Below are 22525 nucleotides of genomic sequence, written 5' to 3'. Positions count from 1 at the left end.
CATCATGCCCGACGGTCACCCTGCTCGCCGGGCGGGTGCCGCATTTCGGCACGCCTCCGGTGTTCCGCGGCCTTTGCCTCGTAGATCGCGGCCATCCGGAGGTGGTACTCCGGATCGTCCTGCTGGTACATGTCCGGTATGCCGTCCCCGTCCTCGTCGCGCTCGTCCTCCTCGGCGATCGCCTTGTAGCGATTGTCGCGGATCTTGAGCATCACGCACGCGAGCAGGGCGGCTATGAACGAGCCCGTCAGCACCGCGGCCTTGGTCTCCTCGGCGAGGCCGGGGTCGTCGGTGAAGGCCAGCTCGCTGATGAGCAGCGAGACGGTGAAGCCGATGCCGGCCAGCGTGGCGACGGCGAACACGTCGGGCCAGGACAGCGCCGGGTTCAGCTCCGCCCGTGTGAAGCGGGCGGCGAGCCGGGAGCCGAGCGTGATGCCGACGACCTTGCCGAGGACGAGGCCGAGCACGACGCCGAGGGGCTCGGGATCGGTGAACACGCCGCCCAGCGAGTCGGCGTTCACGGCCACGCCCGCGGCGAAGAAGGCGAAGACGGGCACAGCGAGCCCGGCGGAGAGCGGGCGCATCTGGTGCTCGATGCGCTCGCCCGGCGACCGCTCTTCGCCCGGTCGGGTGGTGACGCGCAGCATCAGGCCCATGGCGACGCCCGCGATCGTGGCGTGCACGCCGCTGGCGTGCATGAGGGCCCAGATGACCAGGGCCAGCGGTACGTACACGTACCAGCCGCGCACGTCCTGGCGCTGGAGGAACCAGAAGAGGACGAGGCCGGCGAGGGCGAAGCCGAGGGCGGCGAGGTTGATGCCGGAGGTGTAGAAGATCGCGATGATCAGGATCGCGAAGAGGTCGTCGACGACGGCCAGCGTCAGCAGGAAGGCGCGGAGCGCGGAGGGGAGGTTGCTGCCGATGACCGCGAGCACGGCGAGGGCGAACGCGATGTCGGTGGCGGTGGGGATGGCCCAGCCGCCGAGGTCGCCGCGGCCGGCGTTGACGGCGACGTAGAAGAGGGCGGGGGTGGCCATGCCGCAGAGCGCGGCGATGATCGGCAGCGCGGCGGCCCGCGGGTCGCGCAGCTCCCCGTCGATCAGCTCGCGCTTGAGCTCCACGCCGACGACGAAGAAGAAGATCGTCAGCAGCCCGTCCTTGGCCCAGTGGGCGAGGTCGAGGCGGAGGTCGAGCGCGGAGGGGCCGAAGGTGAAGCCCTTGATGTCCTCGTACGTGCCGCTCAGCGCGCTGTTCGCGAAGACGAGGGCGACGACGGCCGCGGCCAGCAGGATCAGTCCGCCGACGGTCTCCGTACGCAGGGCCTCGGTGAGGAACTTGCTCTCTTTGAGGGACGGTCTGCGCAGGAACTGGGACTGCTGCGGGCGCTGGGGCGCGGTCACGACGGGGCCTCCCGGGCGGTGGACGGCAGATACACGAGTGCTCTGTGCCGACCAGACTTCCCGGCGCGCCTCAGGGTTTTATCGCTCTCTTTACGTGTCTCCGCCACCCTACAGGGCGGCGCCGGCCGATCAACCTGGGGTCAGATTACGGGCCAAAGGGGAGATACGGCGCGGCGGAGCCGCCGACGGCGGGGTGTCCCCCACCGCCGGCGCCGCTCACCGCGGGCCCGGTCTCAGTCCTCCGAGGCCGCGCTCGGCAGCTTCGCCTGGATGAGATCCATGACCGTGCTGTCCGTCAGCGTCGTGACGTCGCCCATCTCGCGGTTCTCCGCGACGTCCCGCAGCAGCCGGCGCATGATCTTGCCGGAGCGGGTCTTGGGCAACTCCCCGACCGGCAGGATCCGCTTGGGCTTGGCGATCGGGCCCAGGGCCTTCGCCACGTGCGCCCGCAGCTCCTCCACCAGCCCCTCGGCCTCTTCCGCGCCGCCGCGCAGGATCACGAAGGCGACGATGGCCTGCGTGGTCTGCGGGTCGGTGGCGCCGACGACCGCGGCCTCGGCGACCTTGGGGTGCGAGACGAGGGCGGACTCCACCTCGGTGGTGGAGATGTTGTGCCCGGAGACGAGCATGACGTCGTCCACCCGGCCCAGCAGCCAGATATCGCCGTCGTCGTCCTTCTTCGCCCCGTCACCCGCGAAGTACCGGCCCTCGAAGCGGGACCAGTACGTGTCCCTGTAGCGCTGGTCGTCGCCCCAGATGGTGCGCAGCATCGACGGCCACGGCTCCGTGAGCACCAGATAGCCGCCCGAGCCGTCCGGCACCTCGCGTGCCTCGTCGTCCACGACGGTGGCCGCGATTCCGGGCAGCGGCACCTGCGCCGAGCCGGGCTTGGTGCTCGTCACCCCGGGCAGCGGGCTGATCATGATGCCGCCCGTCTCGGTCTGCCACCAGGTGTCCACCACCGGCGTGCGGCCGGCGCCGATGTGGTCCCGGTACCAGATCCACGCCTCGGGGTTGATCGGCTCGCCGACGGAGCCGAGCAGCCGCAGGCTGCTCAGGTCGAACTTCGCCGGGATGGCGTCGCCCCACTTCATGCAGGCGCGGATCGCGGTGGGCGCGGTGTAGAAGATCGAGACCTTGTACTTCTGGATGACCTCCCACCAGCGGCCCTGGTGCGGGGTGTCGGGCGTGCCCTCGTAGAGCACCTGGGTGGCGCCGTTGGAGAGCGGGCCGTACACGATGTACGAGTGGCCGGTGACCCAGCCGACGTCGGCCGTGCACCAGAACACGTCGGTCTCGGGCTTGAGGTCGAAGACGGCGTGGTGGGTGTAGGACACCTGGGTGAGGTAGCCACCGGTGGTGTGCAGGATGCCCTTGGGCTTACCCGTCGTGCCCGAGGTGTAGAGGATGAAGAGCGGGTGCTCCGCGGGGAACGCCTCGGGGGTGTGCGTGTCCTCCTGCCGGTCCACGACGTCGTGCCACCACACGTCGCGGCCCTCGGTCCAGGCCACGTCCTGGCCCGTACGGCGGACCACCAGGACGCTGCGCACCCGGTCCGTGCGCTCCACCGCGTCGTCCACCGCGGGCTTGAGCGCGGACGGCTTGCCGCGCCGGTACCCGCCGTCGGAGGTGATGACCACGCGCGCGTCCGCGTCGGCGATCCGGGTGGCGAGCGCGTCCGCGGAGAAGCCGCCGAAGACCACCGAGTGGGGTGCGCCGATGCGGGCGCAGGCCAGCATGGCGACGACGGTCTCCGGGATCATCGGCATGTAGATGGCGACCCGGTCGCCGGTCTGGACGCCCAGCTCCGTCAGCGCGTTGGCCGCCTTGGCGACGTCGCGCTGCAGCTCGGCGTAGGTGATCGAGCGGGAGTCGCCCGGCTCGCCCTCGAAGTGGATCGCGACGCGGTCGCCGAGGCCGGCCTCGACGTGCCGGTCCACGCAGTTGTACGCCACGTTGAGCGAGCCGTCCTCGAACCACTTCGCGAACGGCGGGTTCGACCAGTCGAGCGTCTTCGTGGGCTCGGTGGCCCAACTGAGCCTCCGGGCCTGCTCCGCCCAGAAGCCCAGCCGGTCCGCGCGTGCCTGCTCGTACGCCTCCGCCGTGACGTTCGCGTGCGCGGCCAGCTCGGCTGGCGGCTCGAACCGGCGCTCCTCCTTGAGCAGGTTGGCCAGGCTTTCGTTGCTCACGACATCTCCCTTTCCAGGATGTCCGCCTCAGTCCCGGGCCTAGCTCATCAGGCGTGGGGAGGGCGTGACAAGGGCCTGGGGATAAAATGGTTTAGACCTGTGGGTACCCGCAGGCGCCGTGTGCTATCGGACATCGGCCGCGGCACGCTCCGGCAGCACGGCGGGTCCGGGGCGTACGGCAGTGAAGTCGCCCTGCGCTCCGAGGACATAAGCCTGCGCCTCGCCGACGTGGAAGTACATACCGTGCAGGCTCAACGAACCGTCGGCCAGCCGGCGGCGTACACACGGGTGCCGGCGCAGATGGTCCAACTGCTGCGCCACGTTGGCCAGGCTCACCCGCTCGGCGTCGTCCGCGTACGGCCGGGAGGCGATCCGGGGGCCGTCCTCCCTGGCCCGCGCCAGACTCGGCAGCCCGTGCCGCAGCCAGCGCCGCAGCGGCGTGGGCGGTACGCCGGCGGCGGGGCCCGCGGCGTCGCCGTGGGCGGCCTCCTCGTCGAGCAGCGCCTGTACCGCACCGCAGCCGGAGTGCCCGCACACGGTGATCGACTCGACCCGCAGCACCTCGACCGCGAACTCGATCGCCGCCGCGACGGAGTCGTCGGGCAGGGCGGCGTCGGGGGCGTCTCGGCGGGCGCCGGCCGTGGCCGTCCCGCCGCCCGCGTCACTCGCGGAGTCCGCGCCGGCCCCGGACTCGTCGGGCAGCGGCACCAGGTTCCCCACGTTCCGTACCGTGAACAGATCGCCCGGCCCGCTCGACGTGATCATGCTGGGGACCACCCGGGAGTCCGCGCACGTCAGAAAGAGCTGGGTGGGCCGCTGCCCCTCGCGGGCCAGCCGCGCCAGCTCCTCGCGCACCCGCGGCGCGGTGTTGCGCTGGAAGTTGCTGATCCCGCTGAGCAGCCGGTGCGCCGGGGCGGGCTGCTCCGGTGTCGTGACGCAGCAGTGGTTGCGCCACGGCGTCCAGGGGTGGCAGTGGTGCGTCGTGGCCGGCTCGGCGATGCGCCGGCCGGTGGCGGAGACCAGCTCCGCGGCGCCGCCGTGCGCGACGTGCGCCTGCCGCCACTCCTGCAGCGTCTCGTACGCGGCGTGGTCCATGAACGAGCCGGTCAGCTCCACCTCCACCGTCGCGCCCGGCGGCACCTGCGCGAGCCCCCGGCTCAGCCGCGGGACGGCAAGGAAGGTGAGCTGTCCGCGCACCCGCACGAGGTACGCGTCCTCCGACGCGCCCTCGCCCGCCGCGCCCGGCGCCGCACCCCCGCCGCGCCGCTCCAGCGTCACCCGCGTACGGGACAGCCGGTGCAGCGACATCGCCACCGCCACCGCGATCCCCACGGCGACACCCTCCAGCACGCCCAGCATCACGACGCCGGCCACGGTCGCCGCGTAGACGAGCACCTCCCGGTGCCGCCGCACCGACCGTACGTGGCTGATCTTCACCATCTGGATGCCGACGACCATCACCAGCGCCCCCAGCGCCGCCAGCGGGATCAGCTCCAGCGTCCCCACCAGCAGCAGCGACGCCAGCACCACCCACACACCGTGCAGCACCGCGGACCTGCGACTGACCGCTCCCGCCGCGACGTTCGCGGAACTGCGCACCGCGACCCCCGTGATGGGCAGCCCGCCGAGCAGCCCCGCGAGGAAGTTGCCGGCGCCCTGGGCGCGCAGCTCCCGGTCGAGGTCGGCGCGCGCTACGGGGTGCCGGTCGCCCCGTGCCACCGCCAGCTTGTCGACAGCCACCGCGGACAGCAGCGACTCCACGCTGGCCACGACCGTGATCGTCAGCACCGCGGCCACCAGCCCCAGCACCGGTCCGTCGGGCATCCCCGCGAGCGCGTGGCTGCTCCACGACGGCAGGTCGACGCGCGGCAGCCGCAGCCCGGTGAGCGAGGCGAAGCCGGTCGCGAGCACGATGGCGGCCAGCGCCCCCGGTACGTACCGCAGGGGACCGGTGCCCCGCCCGCGCAGCCAGGTATAGCCCAGCAGCACGACGACGACGACGGCGCTCACCGACACGGCGGCCAGGTCCAGGTCGGCGAACTGACCGGGCAGCGCCAGGGTGTTGTCGACCGGCGAGCTCTGCGGGCTGCCGCCGAGGACGATGTGCAACTGGGCCAGCGCGATGGTCGCGCCGATGCCCGCGAGCATGCCGTGCACGATCGCCGGGCTGACCACCAGCGCCGACCGGGCCACCTTGAGCGAGCCGAGCGCGAGCTGCGCGAGCCCCGCGAAGGCGGTGATGGCGCAGGTGGCGCGCCAGCCGTACTGCTGGATGAGGTCGGCCGTGACCACGGTCAGCCCGGCGGCGGGCCCGCTGACCTGGAGCGGCGCTCCGCTGATCAGGCCGACGACGATGCCGCCCACGGCGGCGGACAGCAGCCCTGCCTGCAGCGGGGCGCCGGTCGCGAGCGCGATGCCCAGGGAGAGCGGCAGCGCGATCAGGAAGACGGTCACGGAGGCGGAGAGGTCCGCGACGGAAGGCCGCCGGGGGGCGGTGTGTTCGGGGGGAGCGGCGGGTCCGGGGACTGCGGCGTGCTCGGCGGTCTTCGCGGGTTCGGCGGTCTTCGCGGGTTCGGGGTCTGCCGTGTGTTCCGGGTCGGCGGCCGGATCGTGTTCCGGTTCGTGTTCCGGATCCTTCGCGCGCTCGGCGGAAGGGCTTCCCAGGGGCGTCGGGCGTCCTGCGGGCATGTGGCGTCTCCTCGAGGTGGAGGGGGCGTCTTGCAGCACGGGCACACGGGTTACGTCACTCAGTGTGACGGTTCGGTGACCCTCAAGGGCGAGTAAATGAATCGTAATGCCACGTAAAGAGTCCGCGAAGCGTTTTGCGCCGGTCGGACCACTTCTCCCATCCATCGAGTGATTACAGAGAGATAATCTGAATTCCCGGTTATCCCTCTTTCTGAGTGTGCGTCGAGGTATCGCGCGTGCATTCGGCCATTCGAGTCAGTGCGTCCCTGGCGACGCCGGGAAGAGGTGGGAGCTTTGTTCGGAACATGGCGGGCGACCGTGGGAATCTGCGGCGTCCTGGCACTGGGCGGAGTGGCGGTCGCGAGCTGTTCTCCCGGGACCGGATCGGATGGCGATCCGCAGCGCTCGGGGAGCGGCGCGGAGGACGAAGCACTGGGCAAGGGCCGGCCGATGAAGCTCATCGGCGACGGCTCCACGGCCTACACCGGCAGCCAGCCCAACCAGCCCAAGGTCAGCCGGATGTCGGCCGGCGCCAAGCCGCCGCAGTTCGTCGTCTTCTCCTGGGACGGCGCCGGCGAGGACGGCCAGCGGCTCTTCTCCCACTTCCGCAAGGTGGCGCGGGAGAACGACGCGGCCATGACGTACTTCCTCAGCGGCGTCTACGTCCTGCCCCGGGACAAGCGCATGGAGTACGAGCCCCCGGGCCACGCCCGCGGCGCCTCTGACATCGGCTACCTGGACGAGGAGGAGGTCGGCGCCACCCTGGAGCAGGTACGCGGCGCGTGGCTGGAGGGCAGCGAGATCGGCACCCACTTCAACGGGCACTTCTGCGGCCGAACGGGCGTCGCGAGCTGGTCGAAGGAGGACTGGAAGAGCGAGATCGCGCAGGCCAAGCAGTTCGTGCAGCGCTGGAAGACGAACACCGGCCGGAAGAAGGCGGAACCCCTTCCCTTCGACTACGACAAGGAGCTGGTCGGCGGTCGCGCCCCCTGCCTGGAGGGGCAGAAGAACCTCATGAAGGCGTCGAAGGAGATGGGTTTCCGGTATGACACCAGCGGTGTCAGCAGCCAGGTGTGGCCCAAGAAGAAGGAGGGCATCTGGGACCTGTCGTTGCAGGAGGTCCCCTTCCCCGGCCGCGCCTTCGAAGTCGTGAGCATGGACTACAACTTCATGGCCAACCAGTCGGGCACCGCCTATGCACCCGCCGCCCAGCACGCCGCCTTCGAACGGCAGATGCGCGAGGGACTACTGGCCGGTTTCGAGCGGGCGTACACGACCAACCGCGCGCCCCTCGTCATCGGAAACCACTTCGAGAGCTGGAACGGCGGCGCGTACATGCGCGCCGTAGAGGACACCATCAAGACCGTCTGCCCCAAGAAGGACGTGCACTGCGTCTCCTTCCGGCAGTTGGTGGACTGGCTGGACGCGCAGGACCCGGCGGTGCTCGCCAAGCTGCGCACGCTGGACGTGGGCGAGCAGCCGGCGAAGGGCTGGGAGAAGTTCCTGGTGAAGGACGCCAAGGACGCCAAGGAGGCGAAGCGGGGGAGCGCGCAGCGCGCCGAGCCGGCGGGGCCCGGGCAGAAGGACCACGCCGGCACCGAGGCCGCCAAGGAGGGTCAGGCGGGCTGAGGGGCCGCGGCCGCGCCCCGTACGGCCGGCAGGGGCTCCGCGGGCGCGGTCTCGCCCAGGACGAAGCCGGGGTCGATCTGGTCCCTCAGATCGGCCCCGGTCTTCGCGTTGCCCCAGCTCTCCGCGTTCCTGCGGTGGAAGTGCACCATCTGGTCGGTGTACCGCGCCCAGTCGCGGCGCTCGTACGACGCGTCCACGGCCCCGTACAACTCCCGCAGCACCTGCGCCGCCGGCTCCTCCAGCATCGCGAACGCCGGGGGGCGCCCCTTCTCCATGGACCGCACCCAGTCGGAGTGCGGGAACGCGGCCAGCAGGTCGGCGCCCACCTCCGCGCGCAGGAACTCCAGATCCTCCGGGCCCTGCACCTTGTTGCCGACGACGCGCAGCGCGACGTCGAAGTCGCGGGCGTACTCCTTGTACTGGCGGTAGACGGAGACGCCCTTGCGGGTCGGCTCGGCGACGAGGAACGTCATGTCGAAGCGCGTGAACATGCCGGAGGCGAAGGAGTCGCTGCCCGCCGTCATGTCGACGACGACGTACTCCTCGCGCCCGTCGACCAGGTGGTTGAGGCACATCTCCACCGCACCGGTCTTGGAGTGGTAGCACGCGACGCCGAGGTCGGCCTCGGTGAACGGGCCGGTGACCATGAGGCGTACGGAGCCGTTGTCCAACCGCACGGGGCGCGCGCAGGCGGCGTACACCGGATTGTCCCCGGTGACCGTAAGCAGGCGGGAACCCGTGCCGGGGGGTGTGGTCTTGATCATGCCGGCGGCGTCCGCGATCCGCGGGTTGGCGCCGCGCAGGTGCTCCTTGATGAGCGGGAGGTGCGCGCCGAGCGCGGGCAGCCGGGCGGCCTCCTCCTCGTCGAGACCGAGGGCGGCGCCCAGGTGCTGGTTGATGTCCGCGTCGACGGCGAGCACGGGGCGGCCGGTGCCGGCGAGATGCCGGACGAAGAGGGACGACAGGGTGGTCTTGCCGCTGCCGCCCTTTCCCACGAAAGCGATCTTCATGTTCAGAAACGGTAGCGGGATCTTGCCCCGCGGTCAGGGAAAGGGCCCGGCAAGTCCACCCCATCGGGTTGCGTAGTCTCGTATGCATGACGAGCGTGACCGACCCGCTGGCGGCCCTGAGCACCCTCCCGGGAGTCGAGGAGGCGGTGTCCTCTGTAAGGAGGGCGGTCGATCGTGTCTACGGGCACCGGGTCATGCGGCGGCGCAGCAACGAGGTGTCGGCGGAGGCGGCGTTGCGCGGGGCGCGGGCCTCGGCGGCGCTGTCGGGGGCGGACTGGGCGCTGGAGGAGGTACGGCGGCGCAGCGACTTCTCCGGCGCGGGGGAGCCGCGGACGGTCGGCGGGGCGCTGCGGGCGAACGCGGAGGCGGGGCAACTGCTGAGCACCTGGCGGCAGTCGCCGATGCAGGTGCTGGCGCGGCTGCACGTGGTGGCGTCGGGGGGTACCGGGGACCCGTCGACGGGGGATGCCGGCGAGGCGGTGGGCCGGCCGCGGCTGGCGGGCGAGGGCGTCACGGAGCCGGGTGCGGTGCTGCCGTCGCCGCTGCCGGACGCCGAGGAGGCCGCGGCGCGGCTGGACGCGCTGGCGGCCCTGGTCGTCGCGGGCTCGTCCGCTCCCGCGCTGGTCATGGCGGCGGTGGTGCACGGCGAGTTGCTGACGCTGCGCCCGTTCCGTACCGGCAACGGGCTGGTCGCCCGGGCCGCCGAGCGGGTTGTGCTCGTCGGCAGCGGGCTGGACCCGAAGGCGGTCTGCCCGGCCGAGGTGGGGCACACCGAGCAGGGGCGCGGGGCGTACGAGACGGCGCTCGCGGGCTACGCGAGCGGGACGCCGGAAGGCGTCGGGGGGTGGATCGCGCACTGCGGCAGGGCCGTCGAGCTGGGGGCGCGGGAGAGCACGGCGGTCTGCGAGGCGCTGCAGCGGGGCGCTGCGTAGGCACGACGCGCGGGGGTTCTATGGGCCCCGTAGACACAGAGTTGCGGCGGCGCCCTGGGGCACCGCCGCTGTCTCATGTCGGCCGGGCTACCAGTGCGTGCAGAATTCTTTGCCCATCAGGCCCGGCACCCGTCCGTTGCCTGGTGTGGCGGTCCCTATTCGAGGGATCGGCGTCGCGTGGGTTCCCGACTTCCATGCGCGGTCCGCGGGGCCGTTGTTACTCGGGGATCCTCCTCGGATGCCCTGGCTTCGCGGGCCGCAATTCCTTTGTACTCCTGTCTGCGGGGAGAGGGAAGCCCGCCGCACAGATATTTACTTTCATCTGCAAATATTGGCAAAGGTTAATTATCGGGCGAAGTAGATATCTGCAGGTCGGGGCGGGTGTCCGGTGCCCTCAGGCGGCCTGGAGGCGGCGGCGGTACGCGTACCAGACGACCCCGGCCGCGGTAGCCGCCGCCAGCCCCGCGGCGGCCGCGGCGAGCACCGGCCGGGAGGGCAGCGAGAACTGCGGCAGCCGCTGCTTCAGCCGTACCGGATGCGCGAACGACAGCACCGGCCAGTCGCGCTGCTCCGCCACGCGGCGCAGACCCCGGTCGGGGTTGACGGCGTAGGGGTGGCCGACGGTCTCCAGGAGCGGTACGTCCGTGATCGAGTCGCTGTACGCGTACGAGCGCGCGAGGTCGTAGCCCTCGGCGTCGGCCAGCTCCCGTACGGCCTCCGCCTTGGCGGGCCCGTAGGCGTAGTAGTCGATCTCGCCGGTGTAGCGGCCGTCCTCGACGACCATGCGGGTGGCGATCGTGCGGTCCGCGCCGAGCAGCTCGCCGATGGGCTCGACGACCTCGGCGCCCGAGCTGCTGACGATGACGACGTCGCGGCCGGCGAGGTGGTGGTCCTCGATGAGGGAGGCGGCCTCGTCGTAGATGATCGGGTCAATGAGGTCGTGGAGGGTCTCGGCGACGATGTCGCTCACCTGGGCCACGTTCCAGCCGCGGCAGAGGTTGGAAAGGTAGGCGCGCATGCGCTCGGTCTGCTCGTGGTCCGCGCCGCCCAGGAGGTAGATGAACTGCGAGTAGGCGGATCGGAGCACAGCCCTCCGGTTGATCAGCCCACCGTGGTAGAAGGACCGGCTGAAGGTCAGGGTGCTCGACTTCGCAATGACCGTCTTGTCCAGATCGAAGAAGGCGGCCGTCCTGGGCAACGAGTGGTTTTCCACGAGTGCGAGCATAGGCGCCCACCATTCGGCGTAAGGTGTGGCGCGTGGGTTTGCCTGAGAAGGCTCTCGGGTACACCATGGAAGTCACGGATCGTTCGCGACCGTGCTAACCCGGACCGGCTCCTCCCCCCCCGAGTCGGCCGTGGGGACGACCCCCGCTCTCCCCCCCGGCGGGGGTCGTCGCATGTCCGGACTCCGGTCTTTTCGAATTTTTCTCCGACCGCGTCGGATCTTCTTCCGCTCTTCCCGGTCGCTCCTTGCTTCGGGCGGTCCTTCGGGCTGTCTTCATCCTCGTCGTGGAACTAGACGCATCACCGTGGGTAACCGTTGCCCTGGATCGGCACGCTCCCCCGATCGGGTGACGGAGTTGTCCACAACTGGCGGGTTATCCCCAGATCCTGACCAAGATCCACGAGGGGCGGGGCGCCGGGGGCACGGTGGGGTCGGAAGCGGGCCGGGTGCTGTCGCGGAGGGCGGCGGCGCGGGCCGAGGCGGACGGCGTGCCGGGTGGCGCGACGGGTGAAGCGGGGGAGGCTGCGAGATGAGCCGGGTGTGGAGCGGTGCGCTGCGGAACGGCGGTTCGCGGGGCGGTGGTCCGCGGTTGCGGGGCGGCTTGGCGGCGCCGGGCGGCGGGCTCGTGGGGGCCGGGGTTACGGGGCCGGGGGTTGCGGCTCGCGGGGTTTCCGTACGTCGCGTGTCGGCGCGCGGAGCCGGGGCGCGGATGGCCTGGGGGCGCCGGGCCGGTGGGTTCGGGCCCGGGGCCGGAGGGCGGACGGGCGGTCCCGGCGGCGGGTCCGGAGGTGAGGGGAGCGCGTCCGCCGGTGCCGACGACGGTGCCGTGGGACGGCCGCTGGTCGTCACGGAGGACGAGGACCTTCTCGACGACCTGCTGCGCCTCTGCGCCGCGGCGGGCACGCAGGCGGAGGTCGCGCACGCGCCGGGCCGGCAGGACTGGGCCGCGGCACCGCTGGTGCTGGTCGGGGACGACAGCGCCGGGCGGCTGGCGGCGGGGCGGGCCCGGCGGGACGGGGTGGTGCTCGTCGGCCGGGATCAGGACGACCCGGGGGTGTGGGAGCGGGCGGTCGCGGTCGGGGCGGAGCAGGTGGTCGTACTGCCGGACGGCGAGACGGCGCTGGTGGACCGGATCGCCGACGCCGCGGAGGGAGTCGGCGCGCAGGCCCGCACGGTCGGCGTCGTCGGCGGCCGGGGCGGTGCGGGGGCGTCCACGCTGGCCTGCGCGCTTGCGGTGACCGCGGCGCGGGCCGGGCGGCGCACGGTGCTGGTCGACGCGGATCCGCTGGGCGGCGGGCTCGATGTGCTGCTCGGCGGCGAGGAGGCGGAGGGGCTGCGCTGGCCGGCCTTCGCGTCGTCGCGGGGGCGGATCGGCGGGGCGGCGCTGGAGGAGTCGCTGCCGCGGCTCCACGGCCTGCGGCTGCTGAGCTGGGACCGGGGCGGCGGTGAGGCGGGGGCGGTGGCGCCGGAGGCGATGCGCTCGGTGCTGGCGGCGGCGCGCCGGCGGGGCGGGGTGGTCGTGGTGGACCTGCCGCGGCGGGTGGACGAGCCGGTGGCCGAGGCGCTGGCCCAGGTGGACGTGGGGCTGCTGGTGGTGCCGGCGGAGCTGCGCGCGGTCGCGGCGGCGCACCGGGTGGCGGACGCGGTGCGGATGGTGCTGGGCGATCTGCGGGTGGTCGTACGGGGCCCGACGCGGGGCGGGTTGATGGCCGAGGACGTCGCCGAGCTGCTGCGCCTTCCGCTGGCCGGCGAACTCCCGGCGGAGCCGGGTCTGTCGCAGGCCGCCGAGACCGGCGCCCCGCCGCCGGGCAGCCGCCCCCGTACGCCGCTGTCCCGCTTCTGCACGGACTTCTGGGCCCGGGCCCTGCCGGGTGCGAGCACCGAGGGAGCGGCGGTATGAGGCGCACGGAACAGGCGGCGGAGGAGCTGGTCACGGTGTCGGGGTGGACCCTGCCGCCGTACGGCCGGGGCGCTGCGGAAGAGACGGCAACCGCCGTGGCTCGTACGGCCCGCGGGGACGACGCCGAGCCGGAGCCGGCCTTGGCGGAGTGCGGTCCGGACGCCCCGGGGACGCCCGGTGCGGCTCTCGCGGCGCCTGGGCGCGAGGTACGGCCGGGCTCGCTGCTGGCGGTGTACGGCTCGGGTGGTGGACCGGCGGCAACGGCTCCGGCTCGTACGGCTGGTGAGAGCGAGGCGCCGCGGGGGCCGATGCGATGGGGGTATGGCTCCGCGGCCTCCGCGGGAGACGGCCGGCCGGGCTGGGGCCTGGACTCCGCGTCTGCCGGTGCCGGAACGGACTCGGTGGTCGTCGGCGGGGCGGAGCTCCCGGATTCCGTACCCGCATACGTCCGTTCGTCCCGGTGCTCCGGCGGCGGTGACAGGCACATTCCTGCCGTGTCGGGGCAGTTGGTCGGGGCGGTGCGGCGGCGGTTGGCGGAGAGCGGTGGCGAGCCGACGCCCGCCGGGGTGGCCGCCGCGCTGCGGCGGGAGGGGCGGCTGCTCGGCGACACCGAGGTGCTGGCGATCGTGGGCGCGCTGCGTTCGGAGATGGTCGGCAGCGGGCCGCTGGAGCCGCTGCTGGCCCAGCCGGACGTCACCGACGTGCTGGTCACCGCGCCGGACGAGGTGTGGGTGGACCGGGGCTGCGGCCTGGAGCGGGTCGATGTGCGGTTCGCGGACGCCGATGCCGTACGGCGTCTGGCGCAGCGGCTTGCCGCCGTCGCCGGGCGGCGGCTCGACGACGCCCGGCCGTGGGTCGACGCCCGGTTGCCCGACGGTACGCGGCTGCACGCGGTCCTGCCGCCGGTGGCGGTGGGGTCGGCCTGTCTCTCGCTTCGGGTGGTGCGGCGGCGGGCGTTCAGCCTGGCGGAGCTGGCCGCCGCGGGCACGGTGCCCCCGGGCGGCGAGGGGTTGTTGCGCGGACTCCTCGACGCCCGGCTGTCGTTCCTGGTGAGCGGCGGTACGGGCAGCGGCAAGACGACGCTGCTGAGTGCGCTGCTGTCGCTGGTGCGGCGGGACGAGCGGATCGTGCTGGCGGAGGAGTCGGCCGAGTTGCGACCGGATCACCCCCATGTCGTACGCCTCGAAGCCCGCCCCGCGAACCAGGAGGGCGCCGGCGAGGTGACGTTGCAGGACCTCGTGCGGCAGGCGCTGCGGATGCGGCCCGACCGGCTGGTCGTGGGCGAGGTGCGCGGGCGCGAGGTCGTCGACCTCCTGGCCGCCCTGAACACCGGCCACGAGGGCGGCTCGGGCACCGTCCATGCGAACGCGGCGGGGGACGTGCCCGCGCGGCTTGAGGCGCTGGGGGCGGTCGCCGGACTCGACCGGCCCGCTCTGCACAGCCAGTTGGCCGCGGGGGTGTCGGTGCTGCTGCACCTGGTGCGCGACCGGCGGGGGCGCCGGCGGATCGCGGAGGTGCACGTGCTGGAGCGGGATACGGCGGGGCTGGTGGCGGCGGTGCCCGCGGCGGTGTGGGCGGCCGAGGGGTTCGCCCGCAGGGCTGGGTGGCCGCGGCTGGAGCGGCTGCTGGCGCGGGGCGGGGGTGCGGCGTGAGCGGGGAGGTCACGGCGGTCGCGCCGGTGTGCGGGGCGGCGTTGTGCGCGGGGGCGGCCGTGGTGCTGGCCGGCGGGCGGAGGCCCGCGGTGCGGAGGGCCCGGGCGTTGCTGGGGCCGCCGGGGAGTGCGGTGCGGCCGGGGCGGCGGTGGCGGGTGGCCGCGGTCGTACGGACGTGGGGTGGACGGCGCGAGTTGTGGTGTCTGCCGGCCGGGGGTGCGGTGGGGCTGCTGGGTGCGTCGTGGCTGCCGCTGCTCGCGGGGGTGGTGGCGGTGCCGCTCGTCGGGCGGCGGCTGCGCGGCCGGGAGCGGCGTGGTGCGGAGGTGCGCCGGGCGGCGGCCGTGATCGAGCTGTGCGCGGCGGTCGCGGGCGGGTTGCGGGCGGGGCGGCAGCCGGCCGGGGCGCTGCTCGCCGCGGCGCCCGGTGGGCCCGCGGGCGGTCCGGAGGTGCTGGCCGCCGCGCGGTTCGGCGGTGATGTGCCGGGCGCGCTGCGGTCGGCGGCCGGGACACCCGGTGCGCAGGGGCTGGCGGGCGTCGCCGCCTGCTGGCAGGTGGCCGCGGGTGGCGGCGCAGGACTCGCGGACGGGCTGGACCGGGTGGCGGCGGCGTTGCGCGCCGAGCGGGACGAACGGGACGAGTTGCAGGCCCAGTTGGCGGGCCCGCGGGCGACGGCACTGCTGCTGGCCCTGCTGCCCTGCTTCGGGCTGCTGATGGGCTCGGCGCTCGGCGCCGCGCCGCTGCGGGTGCTGCTGCACACGCCCGCGGGGCTGGTCTGCCTGGTGGCGGGCGGTCTGCTGGAGTGGGCGGGGCTGGCCTGGGTGGGCCGGATCGTGCGAGGTGCGCATGCGTGCTGAGTTCATCCACAGCCTGTGGACGGTGCTTTCCGTGCTGGCCGCCGCGTACTGCGCGGCGGACGCGGCCCTCGCGTTCTGGCGGGCACGCGTCTCGCGGCGCCGGCTTCCCGCCGTGCTGGGCCCCGTGGCGCCGCCCGTACGCCCGGAGTCGGCCGGGTCGCCCGGCGGCGGGCGGGGGCCGGCCGTGGTGCGGCTCCGGGCAGCGGTGGTGCGGTGGGGTCCCGGGCTGCTCGCGGGGGCCGCGGTGCTCATCTTCGTCGGCGGGGCGGTCGGCGCGGTGGCGGGACTCGCCGCCGCGTACGGCATACGGCGGTGGCAGCGCCGCGCGGCCACCGTCGCACGCCGCGACGCGGGCATACGGACCGGCCCCGACCTCGCCCAGGCCGCCGACCTCCTCGCAGCCTGCCTCGCGGCCGGCGCGGGCCCGCGGGAGGCCGCCGCCGAGGTGGGCCGCTCGCTGGGCGGACCGGTCGGGACTCGGCTGGCGCAGGGCGCGGCGGAGCTACGCCTCGGCGCCGCCCCGCATGCGGCTTGGGCGCCCCTCGCGGAACTCCCGGGCGCGGCCCGGCTGGCCGGCTGGCTGGAGCAGGCGGACCACACGGGCGTACCGGTGGTCGACGCGGTCTCCCGGCTGGCCGCCGAGTGCCGGGCGGAGGAGACCCGCGCCGCTGCCGCCCGCGCCCGCCGGGCGGGCGTCAAGGTGGCGGGCCCGCTGGGGCTGTGCTTCCTGCCCGCGTTCCTGGCGGTCGGGGTGGCGCCGGTGGTGATGGGCCTGGCGGCGCAGTTGCTGGGCGGCAGTCGATGAAGGACACGGATTCGGATACGGAGACACGGGGGTTGAGATGGCCGGCAGGTTCGTCCGGAGGATGCGCGCGTGCGCACGGAGGCTCGGCGGGGACGCGGGGATGACGACGTCCGAGTACGCGGTGGGCACGATCGCGGCGGTCGCGTTCGCGGCGATCTTGTACAAGGTGGTGACGAGCGATGCGGTCGGCGGTGCGCTGCAGGCGGTGGTGGAACGCGCGCTGGACGTCCCGTTCTGACCCGGGCCGCGCGGGGGCGCGGAGGGACGCGGGGGTCGTCACCGCGGAGGCGGCGGTGGCCGTTCCGGCTCTCGTGTTCCTCGCCCTCGGGCTGGTCTGGGCGTTGATGGCCGCCGCCGCGCAGATCCAGTGCGTGGACGCCGCCCGCGCGGGCGCGCGGGCGGCGGCCCGGGGCGAGCCCCCGGATGAGGTACGCGGGGCGGCACTGGCGGCGGCTCCGCGCGGGGCGGACGTGGCGGTGGCGCGGGACGGCGATCTGGTGCGGGTACGGGTGCGGGCGGCGGCCCCCGGGCCGGGGTCGCTCGCCCTCGACCTCGGAGGGGAGGCGGTCGCCCTTGCGGAAGAGACCGTTCGATGACCGGGGCGGGGCGACGGTGTGGTCGGCGCTGGCGTGCTTCGCGTTGTGCGCGGTGTTCGCCGCCGCGCTGGCCCTGGGGCAGGCGGTGCACTCCCGCCACCGCGCCGGCGGTGCCGCCGACCTGGCGGCGCTGGCGGCGGCGGACCGGGCGCTGCTCGGCGAGGCGGCGGCCTGCGCCGCGGCCCGCCGGGTGGCGGCGGCGCAGGGGGCCCGGCTGCTGCGGTGCGCCGTGTCCGGGGAGGTCGCGGACGTCGTAGCGTCGGCCCGTACCGGCCGCTTCACCGCCGAAGTCCGCTCCCGCGCAGGCCCGCCGGCCCCGGCCGGTCTCACGCCCGGTCCCGCGGCCGGGCTTGCGGTAGAGCGCGCTCCAGCGTTCAGACTCCCGCTTGGGCAGACACACGAAAGGACTCCGCATGAAGTACCGCACGATCGGTGCCGACCCGCAGAACCGGCGCGAGGTCAGCGTGCTCAGCCTCGGGGCCATGCTGTTCGGCTCCAGGACCGACGAGGAGACCTCGTTCGCGATCCTCGACCGCTACGTGGAGGCCGGCGGCACGTTCGTCGACACGTCCGACAACTACGCGTTCTGGGTGGACGGTTCGCAGGGCGGCCAGAGCGAGAGCCTGCTGGGGCGGTGGCGGCGCAGCCGGGGCATCGGGGACGAGGTGGTCATCGCGACCAAGCTCGGGGCCCGGCCGCTCGCTCCCGGCACCTCGTACGTCGACAACCCCGAGGGCCTGTCGGCGAAGGTGATCCGGCAGTCCGCCGAAGAGAGCCGGCGGCGGCTCGGGGTGGAGAAGCTGGACATCCTGTACGCGCACATCGACGACATGACCGTCCCGCAGGAGGAGACCGTCGAGGCGTTCGGCGCGCTCGTGGCGGAGGGCTCCGTCGGGCTGCTGGGAGTCAGCAACCAGTGGGTCTGGCGGGTGGAGCGGGCCCGTGTCCATGCGGCGGCCTCCGGCCTCGCCGGATACGAGCTGCTGCAGTACCACCACACCTACCTGCGCCGGCGCACCGACCGCCCGAGCGAGCTCGACCCGGACGGGTCCCCGGGCGGTGTGGACGGCGCGATGCTCAGCTACCTGCGCCACAACCCGGGGCTCACGCTCGTCGCGTACTCGCCGCTGCTCGCGGGGGGCTACGTCCGCGCGGACAAGCCGCTCGGGGACGAGCTGGACCACCCGGGGACGCCGGCGCGGCTGGAGGCGCTGCGAGCGGTGGCGAAGGAGGCCGGGGCGACGGTCAACCAGGTGGTGCTGTCCTGGCTCATAGGCGGGGAGGTGCCGGTGATACCGCTGGTCGGCGCCTCGTCCGTGGCGCAACTGGACGAGAGCCTGGCCGCGGTGGACCTGGAGCTGACGGAGGACCAGCGGGCCCGCCTCGACGCCGCCGGCTGAGTTTCGGCAGGGGGCGGGGCGCTGCCCCGTGCGGGAGCCGGACGGAGGATTCGGTTCGGGCGGTTTCGGGGTCGGTCCGGTCCGGTCGTAGTCCGTCAGCTCTCGACCGCCGCCTCCGTCCGCGCCGCCTCCGTTGCCGCGGGCTCCGCTCCCTGCCCTGACTCCCGCAGCAGCGTCGTCAGCAGGCGTACCGCCGCTGCCTTGTCCAGCGGGTCGTTCCCATTGCCGCACTTCGGGGACTGGACGCAGGACGGGCAGCCGGACTCGCACTCGCAGGCGGCGATCGCGGCGCGGGTCGCGCCGAGCCAGTCGCGGGCGACGCCGAAGGCGCGTTCGGCGAAGCCCGCGCCGCCGGGGTGGCCGTCGTAGACGAAGACGGTCGGCAGCAGGGTGTCGCCGTGCAGGGGTACGGAGACGCCGCCGATGTCCCAGCGGTCGCACGTGGCGAAGAGCGGCAGCATGCCGATGGCGGCGTGCTCCGCCGCGTGCAGGGCGCCGCCCAACTGGTCCTGGGCGATGTCCGCCGCGTCCAGCTGGTCGTCGGTGACGGTCCACCAGACGGCGCGGGTGCGCAGCGTCCGCGGAGGGAGGTCGAGCTTCGTCTCGCCCATGATCTCGCCGGTGATCAGCCGGCGGCGCAGGAAGGAGACCACGTGGTTGGTGACTTCGACCGACCCGAAGCACAGCCGGGCGTCGCCCCACGGGATCTCGCGCTCGGTCTCCAGCACGGAGACGGAGGTGGTGTCGCGGGCGACGGTGGTGTACGGGGGGTCGGCGCGCTCCACGAGCGCCACGTTGTCCTCCAGGTCCAGGGTGCGGACCACGTAGGTGCGGCCCTGGTGGAGGTGGACTGCGCCCTCGTGGACGGTGGTGTGGGAGGCCGCGGCGTCGACCGTGCCGAGCAGCCGCCCGGTGCCGTCCTCGACGACGTCGACGGGGCGCCCGCCCCCGCCGCGGATGTCGGTGAGGTCGCAGGCCCGTTCCCGCCGGGTCCAGTGCCAGGCGGCTCCGGGCCCGGTGCCGCGGCGGCGCAGCAGCCCGCGGTCGGCGAGCTGCGGCAGCAGCCCGGCGGCCCCGGGGCCGAAGCACGCGGTGTCGCCGGTGAAGTCGGCGTCGGTCAGCGGCAGTTCGGCGGCGGCGGCGCACAGGTGCGGTGCGAGCACGTACGGGTTGTCCGGGTCCAGCACCGTGGACTCCACCGGGCGGCGGAAGAGCGCCTCCGGGTGGTGCACCAGGTACGTGTCCAGCGGGTCGTCCCGCGCGACCAGCACCGCGAGCGCGCCCTGCCCCGACCGGCCCGCGCGCCCGGCCTGCTGCCAGAGCGAGGCCCGGGTGCCGGGGTAGCCGGCGATCAGCACGGCGTCCAGGCCCGACACGTCCACGCCCAGCTCCAGCGCGGACGTCGCGGCCAGCCCCAGCAGCTCGCCGGACTGCAGGGCGGCCTCCAGGGCCCGCCGCTCGTCCGCGAGATAGCCGCCGCGGTAGGCGGCGACCCGGCCGGCCAGCGTCCGGTCGACAGCCGCCAGCCGGTCCTGGGCGATCATCGCGACCAGCTCCGCGCCGCGCCGTGAGCGGACGAAGGCGACGGTCCGTACGTCCGCGACCGCCAGGTCCGTCAGCAGCTCCGCGCACTCCGCCGTGGCCGTGCGCCGCACCGGCGCGCCCCGCTCGCCGTGCAGCTCCGTCAGCGGCGGCTCCCACAGGGCGAACGCGACCTCCCCCCGCGGCGACGCGTCGTCCGTGACCTCCGCCACGGGCCGTCCCGTCAGCCGCTCCGCCGATTGCCCCGGCTCGGCCGCCGTGGCGGAGGCGAGGAGGAACACCGGGTCCGCGCCGTAGCGGGCGCAGAGCCGGCGCAGCCGCCGTACGACCTGGGCGACGTGGGAGCCGAAGACGCCGCGGTAGGTGTGGCACTCGTCGATCACGACGTAGCGCAGGGCGCGCAGGAAGGAGGACCAGCGGGAGTGGGCCGGAAGGATGCCGCGGTGCAGCATGTCGGGGTTGGTGAGGACGAGGTTGGCGTAGAGGCGCACCCACTCGCGTTCCTCGGTGGGCGTGTCACCGTCGTAGACGGCCGGGCGGACGGCCTTGCCGAGCGGGGCGGCCAGCGCCTTGACCGCGCGCAGTTGGTCGGCGGCCAGCGCCTTCGTCGGCGCCACGTACAGGGCCGTCGCGCCCCGCCCGTTGGGGGCCTCGGAGCCGTCGAGCGCCGCGCTGAGCACGGGCGCCAGATAGGCCAGGGACTTGCCCGACGCCGTGCCCGTGGCGGCGATCACCGAGTCGCCCGCGAGCGCGTGCGCGGCCATCCGCGCCTGGTGCGCCCACGGCCGCCGGATCCCGGCGGCCTCGATGGCGCCGACCACCTCGGGCCGGATGCCCGCAGGCCAGTCGGCATGGCGCCCGCCGCGCGGGGGCAGGTGCTCCGTATGAGTGATGCGAGCGGCGCGGTCCTCCCGGGCGGCGAGCCGGCGCAGCGCGGTGCGGGGCGTGACATGCGCAGGACCGGCCGCGGTGCCGTCCGCCGTCGCGCGGTCCGCCGTGCCGGGCGGTGCGCCGTCGGGCGGTCCTGCCGGTGTGACGTGCGGTGTGCCGGAGCGCGCGCCGGGCACGTGCCCCGGCCGGGTGCCGGCGGCCGCGGGGGCTGCCCCCGGCTCGTTCGCGTCCCTCCACTCGTTCGCGTCCATCGGCACGAGTGTGTCACCGATGCGACGGACAATGCCCCCAAGGCGTCGTGCACGCCCCGGAGTAAGTGATTGAATGCCATGGCGGATGCCGATCCGTCTCCGGCCGGACGGCGGGGGACGCCCGGGGCAGCCGCTCGCTGAATGTGCTGGAGGATCCGTGGACCTGTCCCTGTCGACGCGCACCGTGGGCGACCGCACGGTCGTCGAAGTCGGTGGCGAGATTGATGTGTATACCGCCCCCAAGCTGCGCGAGCAGTTGGTCGAGCTGGTCAACGACGGCAGCTACCACCTGGTCGTCGACATGGAGCGGGTCGACTTCCTCGACTCCACCGGCCTGGGTGTCCTCGTCGGCGGACTGAAGCGGGTCCGAGCCCACGAGGGCTCGCTGCGCCTGGTCTGCAACCAGGAGCGCATTCTGAAGATCTTCCGTATCACGGGCCTGACCAAGGTGTTCCCCATCCACACCTCGGTCGACGAAGCCGTCGCCGCGAAGGACTGACACAGGACGCCACACAGGCGGAGGGACCGGGCCGCGCGCCGGGTCCCTCCGCGGTTGGCTCCGGTACGGATGCATCCCGTGATGTACGGGATGGCGTGGGATGACGTGAAGGGGATGGCATGCCCACCGTTGAATTGCGCTTCAGTGCTCTTCCCGAGCACGTCCGCACGGCCCGCCTGGTGGCGGCCGCGGTCGCGCGCCGGGCGGGTGTGGACGAGGCGGTGCTCGACGAGGTGCGCCTCGCCGTGGGCGAGGCCTGCCTGCGCGCCGTGGGGCTCCACCAGCACAACGGGCTGTCGGGTCCTGTGCGGGTGGTGCTCACCGAGGAGGAGAAGAAGTTCTCCATCGAGGTCGGCGACGACGCGCCGACGGTCCCCGGCCACGTGCCCGCCGCCCGCAGCACCGCCGAGACCCACCCCGACCCGGACGGCGACGGGAACGCGAGCGGCCCGGGCGGCGGCGAGTCGGGCATAGACGACGAGATGGGTCTCGCGGTCATCAGCGGACTGGTCGACGACGTCGAGGTCACCGCGAGCGAGTCCGGCGGCACGATCCGGATGAGCTGGCCGGCCTCCCCCGCGGCAGCGGGCTCCTGACGCGCGTACGGCCCCTCTGCGGGCCGTACGGCGCTTCCCGCGCGTGTACGCGGCCTGATCCCCGTACGGCCGCTCTGAGGCGCGTACGGCGCGCTGAGGCCCGTATGCCGGTCTGAGGCCCGCACCGCTGTCCGAGGCGCGTACGGCAGACCCGGCCCGCCCGCGCCCCGGCAGGCCCGCCCGTACGCCCGCCCCGATCTCGCCTGCGCCCGGCCCCGACCCGCCCCGGTCCCCCCGGCCCCCACGGCCCCCACGGCAAACCCCTGCCACCCTGCGGCTTCCCTGCCCGGCGCCGATCGACTCCGGCCAACCGCCGAACCGCCCGCCCCCACCGCCCCCGGCCCTCCCTCAGCCCACCCCTTGACCCGGGCATTTCAAGATCAAGGCGCTTCTGATCAGCGCTTTCTTCGGGCTCCGAGATCATTTTCCCGGCATTGCCCCGCCGTTCCCGCATCCCTCTTTCGAG

17 protein-coding genes and 1 pseudogene are annotated in these 22525 nt (G+C 74.0%); 12 read left to right on the top strand and 6 right to left on the bottom strand.

Going from position 1 to position 22525, the window contains the following annotated elements; genetic code table 11:
- Positions 1 to 2 precede the first annotated feature (2 nt).
- The 3 genes from nhaA to OG946_RS15885 all read right to left on the bottom strand — a co-directional run bounded on the left by nhaA (position 3) and on the right by OG946_RS15885 (position 6277).
- Positions 3 to 1400 (bottom strand): Na+/H+ antiporter NhaA, encoded by a 1398-nt coding sequence (nhaA, locus tag OG946_RS15895; protein WP_326796765.1) that lies wholly within the window; start codon positions 1398 to 1400, stop codon positions 3 to 5.
- A gap of 233 nt (positions 1401 to 1633) precedes the next feature.
- Complete coding sequence (gene acs, locus OG946_RS15890) at positions 1634 to 3589, bottom strand: acetate--CoA ligase (protein ID WP_326796764.1); 1956 nt, start codon at positions 3587 to 3589, stop codon at positions 1634 to 1636.
- 123 nt (positions 3590 to 3712) lie between these two features.
- Positions 3713 to 6277, bottom strand: a complete 2565-nt coding sequence (locus OG946_RS15885; RefSeq protein WP_326796763.1) for a SulP family inorganic anion transporter — start codon at positions 6275 to 6277, stop codon at positions 3713 to 3715.
- A gap of 450 nt (positions 6278 to 6727) precedes the next feature.
- On the opposite strand from OG946_RS15885, the gene OG946_RS15880 reads away from it, so the two are divergent.
- Positions 6728 to 7906: a hypothetical protein gene (locus OG946_RS15880; protein ID WP_326796762.1), complete on the top strand. Its 1179-nt coding sequence runs from the start codon at positions 6728 to 6730 to the stop codon at positions 7904 to 7906.
- On the opposite strand, the gene OG946_RS15875 is transcribed toward OG946_RS15880, so the two are convergent.
- Positions 7894 to 8916 carry an ATP-binding protein gene (locus OG946_RS15875; RefSeq protein WP_326796761.1) on the bottom strand — a complete coding sequence of 341 codons (1023 nt, stop codon included), beginning with the start codon at positions 8914 to 8916 and terminating at the stop codon, positions 7894 to 7896. The genes OG946_RS15880 and OG946_RS15875 overlap by 13 nt on opposite strands.
- A gap of 86 nt (positions 8917 to 9002) precedes the next feature.
- On the opposite strand from OG946_RS15875, the gene OG946_RS15870 reads away from it, so the two are divergent.
- Entirely contained in the window at positions 9003 to 9848 is an 846-nt protein-coding gene (locus OG946_RS15870) for a Fic family protein (RefSeq protein ID WP_326796760.1), read from the top strand.
- A 394-nt stretch (positions 9849 to 10242) separates the two neighbouring features.
- Here the strand turns inward: OG946_RS15870 and OG946_RS15865 are convergent, their stop codons facing one another.
- Positions 10243 to 11073 carry an HAD family hydrolase gene (locus tag OG946_RS15865; RefSeq protein ID WP_326796759.1) on the bottom strand — a complete coding sequence of 277 codons (831 nt, stop codon included), beginning with the start codon at positions 11071 to 11073 and terminating at the stop codon, positions 10243 to 10245.
- 538 nt (positions 11074 to 11611) lie between these two features.
- Between OG946_RS15865 and ssd the strand changes: the two genes are divergently transcribed.
- From ssd to OG946_RS15825, 8 genes and pseudogenes are all read left to right on the top strand, one after another.
- Positions 11612 to 12973, top strand: a complete 1362-nt coding sequence (gene ssd, locus OG946_RS15860) for a septum site-determining protein Ssd (RefSeq protein WP_326800267.1) — start codon at positions 11612 to 11614, stop codon at positions 12971 to 12973.
- A 506-nt stretch (positions 12974 to 13479) separates the two neighbouring features.
- On the top strand, positions 13480 to 14625 hold the full coding sequence (locus OG946_RS15855) for a TadA family conjugal transfer-associated ATPase (RefSeq protein ID WP_326800266.1): 1146 nt from the start codon (positions 13480 to 13482) through the stop codon (positions 14623 to 14625).
- Entirely contained in the window at positions 14622 to 15479 is an 858-nt protein-coding gene (locus OG946_RS15850; protein ID WP_326796758.1) for a type II secretion system F family protein, read from the top strand. The genes OG946_RS15855 and OG946_RS15850 overlap by 4 nt, the downstream gene beginning before the upstream one ends.
- The gene (locus OG946_RS15845; protein ID WP_326796757.1) at positions 15463 to 16284 is read left to right on the top strand and encodes a type II secretion system F family protein; all 822 of its coding nucleotides are present in this window, start codon (positions 15463 to 15465) and stop codon (positions 16282 to 16284) included. The genes OG946_RS15850 and OG946_RS15845 overlap by 17 nt, the downstream gene beginning before the upstream one ends.
- A 100-nt stretch (positions 16285 to 16384) precedes the next feature.
- Positions 16385 to 16522, top strand: coding sequence for a DUF4244 domain-containing protein (locus OG946_RS15840; protein WP_234380345.1), 138 nt, complete (start codon positions 16385 to 16387; stop codon positions 16520 to 16522).
- Complete coding sequence (locus OG946_RS15835; RefSeq protein ID WP_442814381.1) at positions 16464 to 16880, top strand: TadE family type IV pilus minor pilin; 417 nt, start codon at positions 16464 to 16466, stop codon at positions 16878 to 16880. The genes OG946_RS15840 and OG946_RS15835 overlap by 59 nt, the downstream gene beginning before the upstream one ends.
- Positions 16881 to 16896: 16 nt before the next feature.
- Positions 16897 to 17130: pseudogene (locus OG946_RS15830) on the top strand (Rv3654c family TadE-like protein); the annotation flags it as partial.
- Between the two features lie 163 nt (positions 17131 to 17293).
- A complete protein-coding gene (locus tag OG946_RS15825) occupies positions 17294 to 18280 on the top strand; it encodes an aldo/keto reductase (protein WP_326796756.1) in 987 nt (328 codons plus the stop codon).
- 95 nt (positions 18281 to 18375) lie between these two features.
- Here the strand turns inward: OG946_RS15825 and OG946_RS15820 are convergent, their stop codons facing one another.
- Entirely contained in the window at positions 18376 to 20964 is a 2589-nt protein-coding gene (locus tag OG946_RS15820; RefSeq protein ID WP_326796755.1) for a DEAD/DEAH box helicase, read from the bottom strand.
- A gap of 157 nt (positions 20965 to 21121) precedes the next feature.
- Between OG946_RS15820 and bldG the strand changes: the two genes are divergently transcribed.
- Together bldG and OG946_RS15810 are read left to right on the top strand one after the other, a co-directional pair.
- Positions 21122 to 21463 (top strand): anti-sigma factor antagonist BldG, encoded by a 342-nt coding sequence (gene bldG, locus OG946_RS15815; RefSeq protein WP_018835875.1) that lies wholly within the window; start codon positions 21122 to 21124, stop codon positions 21461 to 21463.
- Between the two features lie 119 nt (positions 21464 to 21582).
- Positions 21583 to 22059, top strand: a complete 477-nt coding sequence (locus tag OG946_RS15810; protein WP_326796754.1) for an ATP-binding protein — start codon at positions 21583 to 21585, stop codon at positions 22057 to 22059.
- Positions 22060 to 22525: the final 466 nt, after the last annotated feature.

The organism is Streptomyces sp. NBC_01808, assembly GCF_035917395.1.
Classification (GTDB): Bacteria; Actinomycetota; Actinomycetes; order Streptomycetales; family Streptomycetaceae; genus Streptomyces.
The sequence above is the reverse complement of the archived record's forward strand: the minus strand, read 5'-3'. Positions and strand labels throughout refer to the sequence as shown.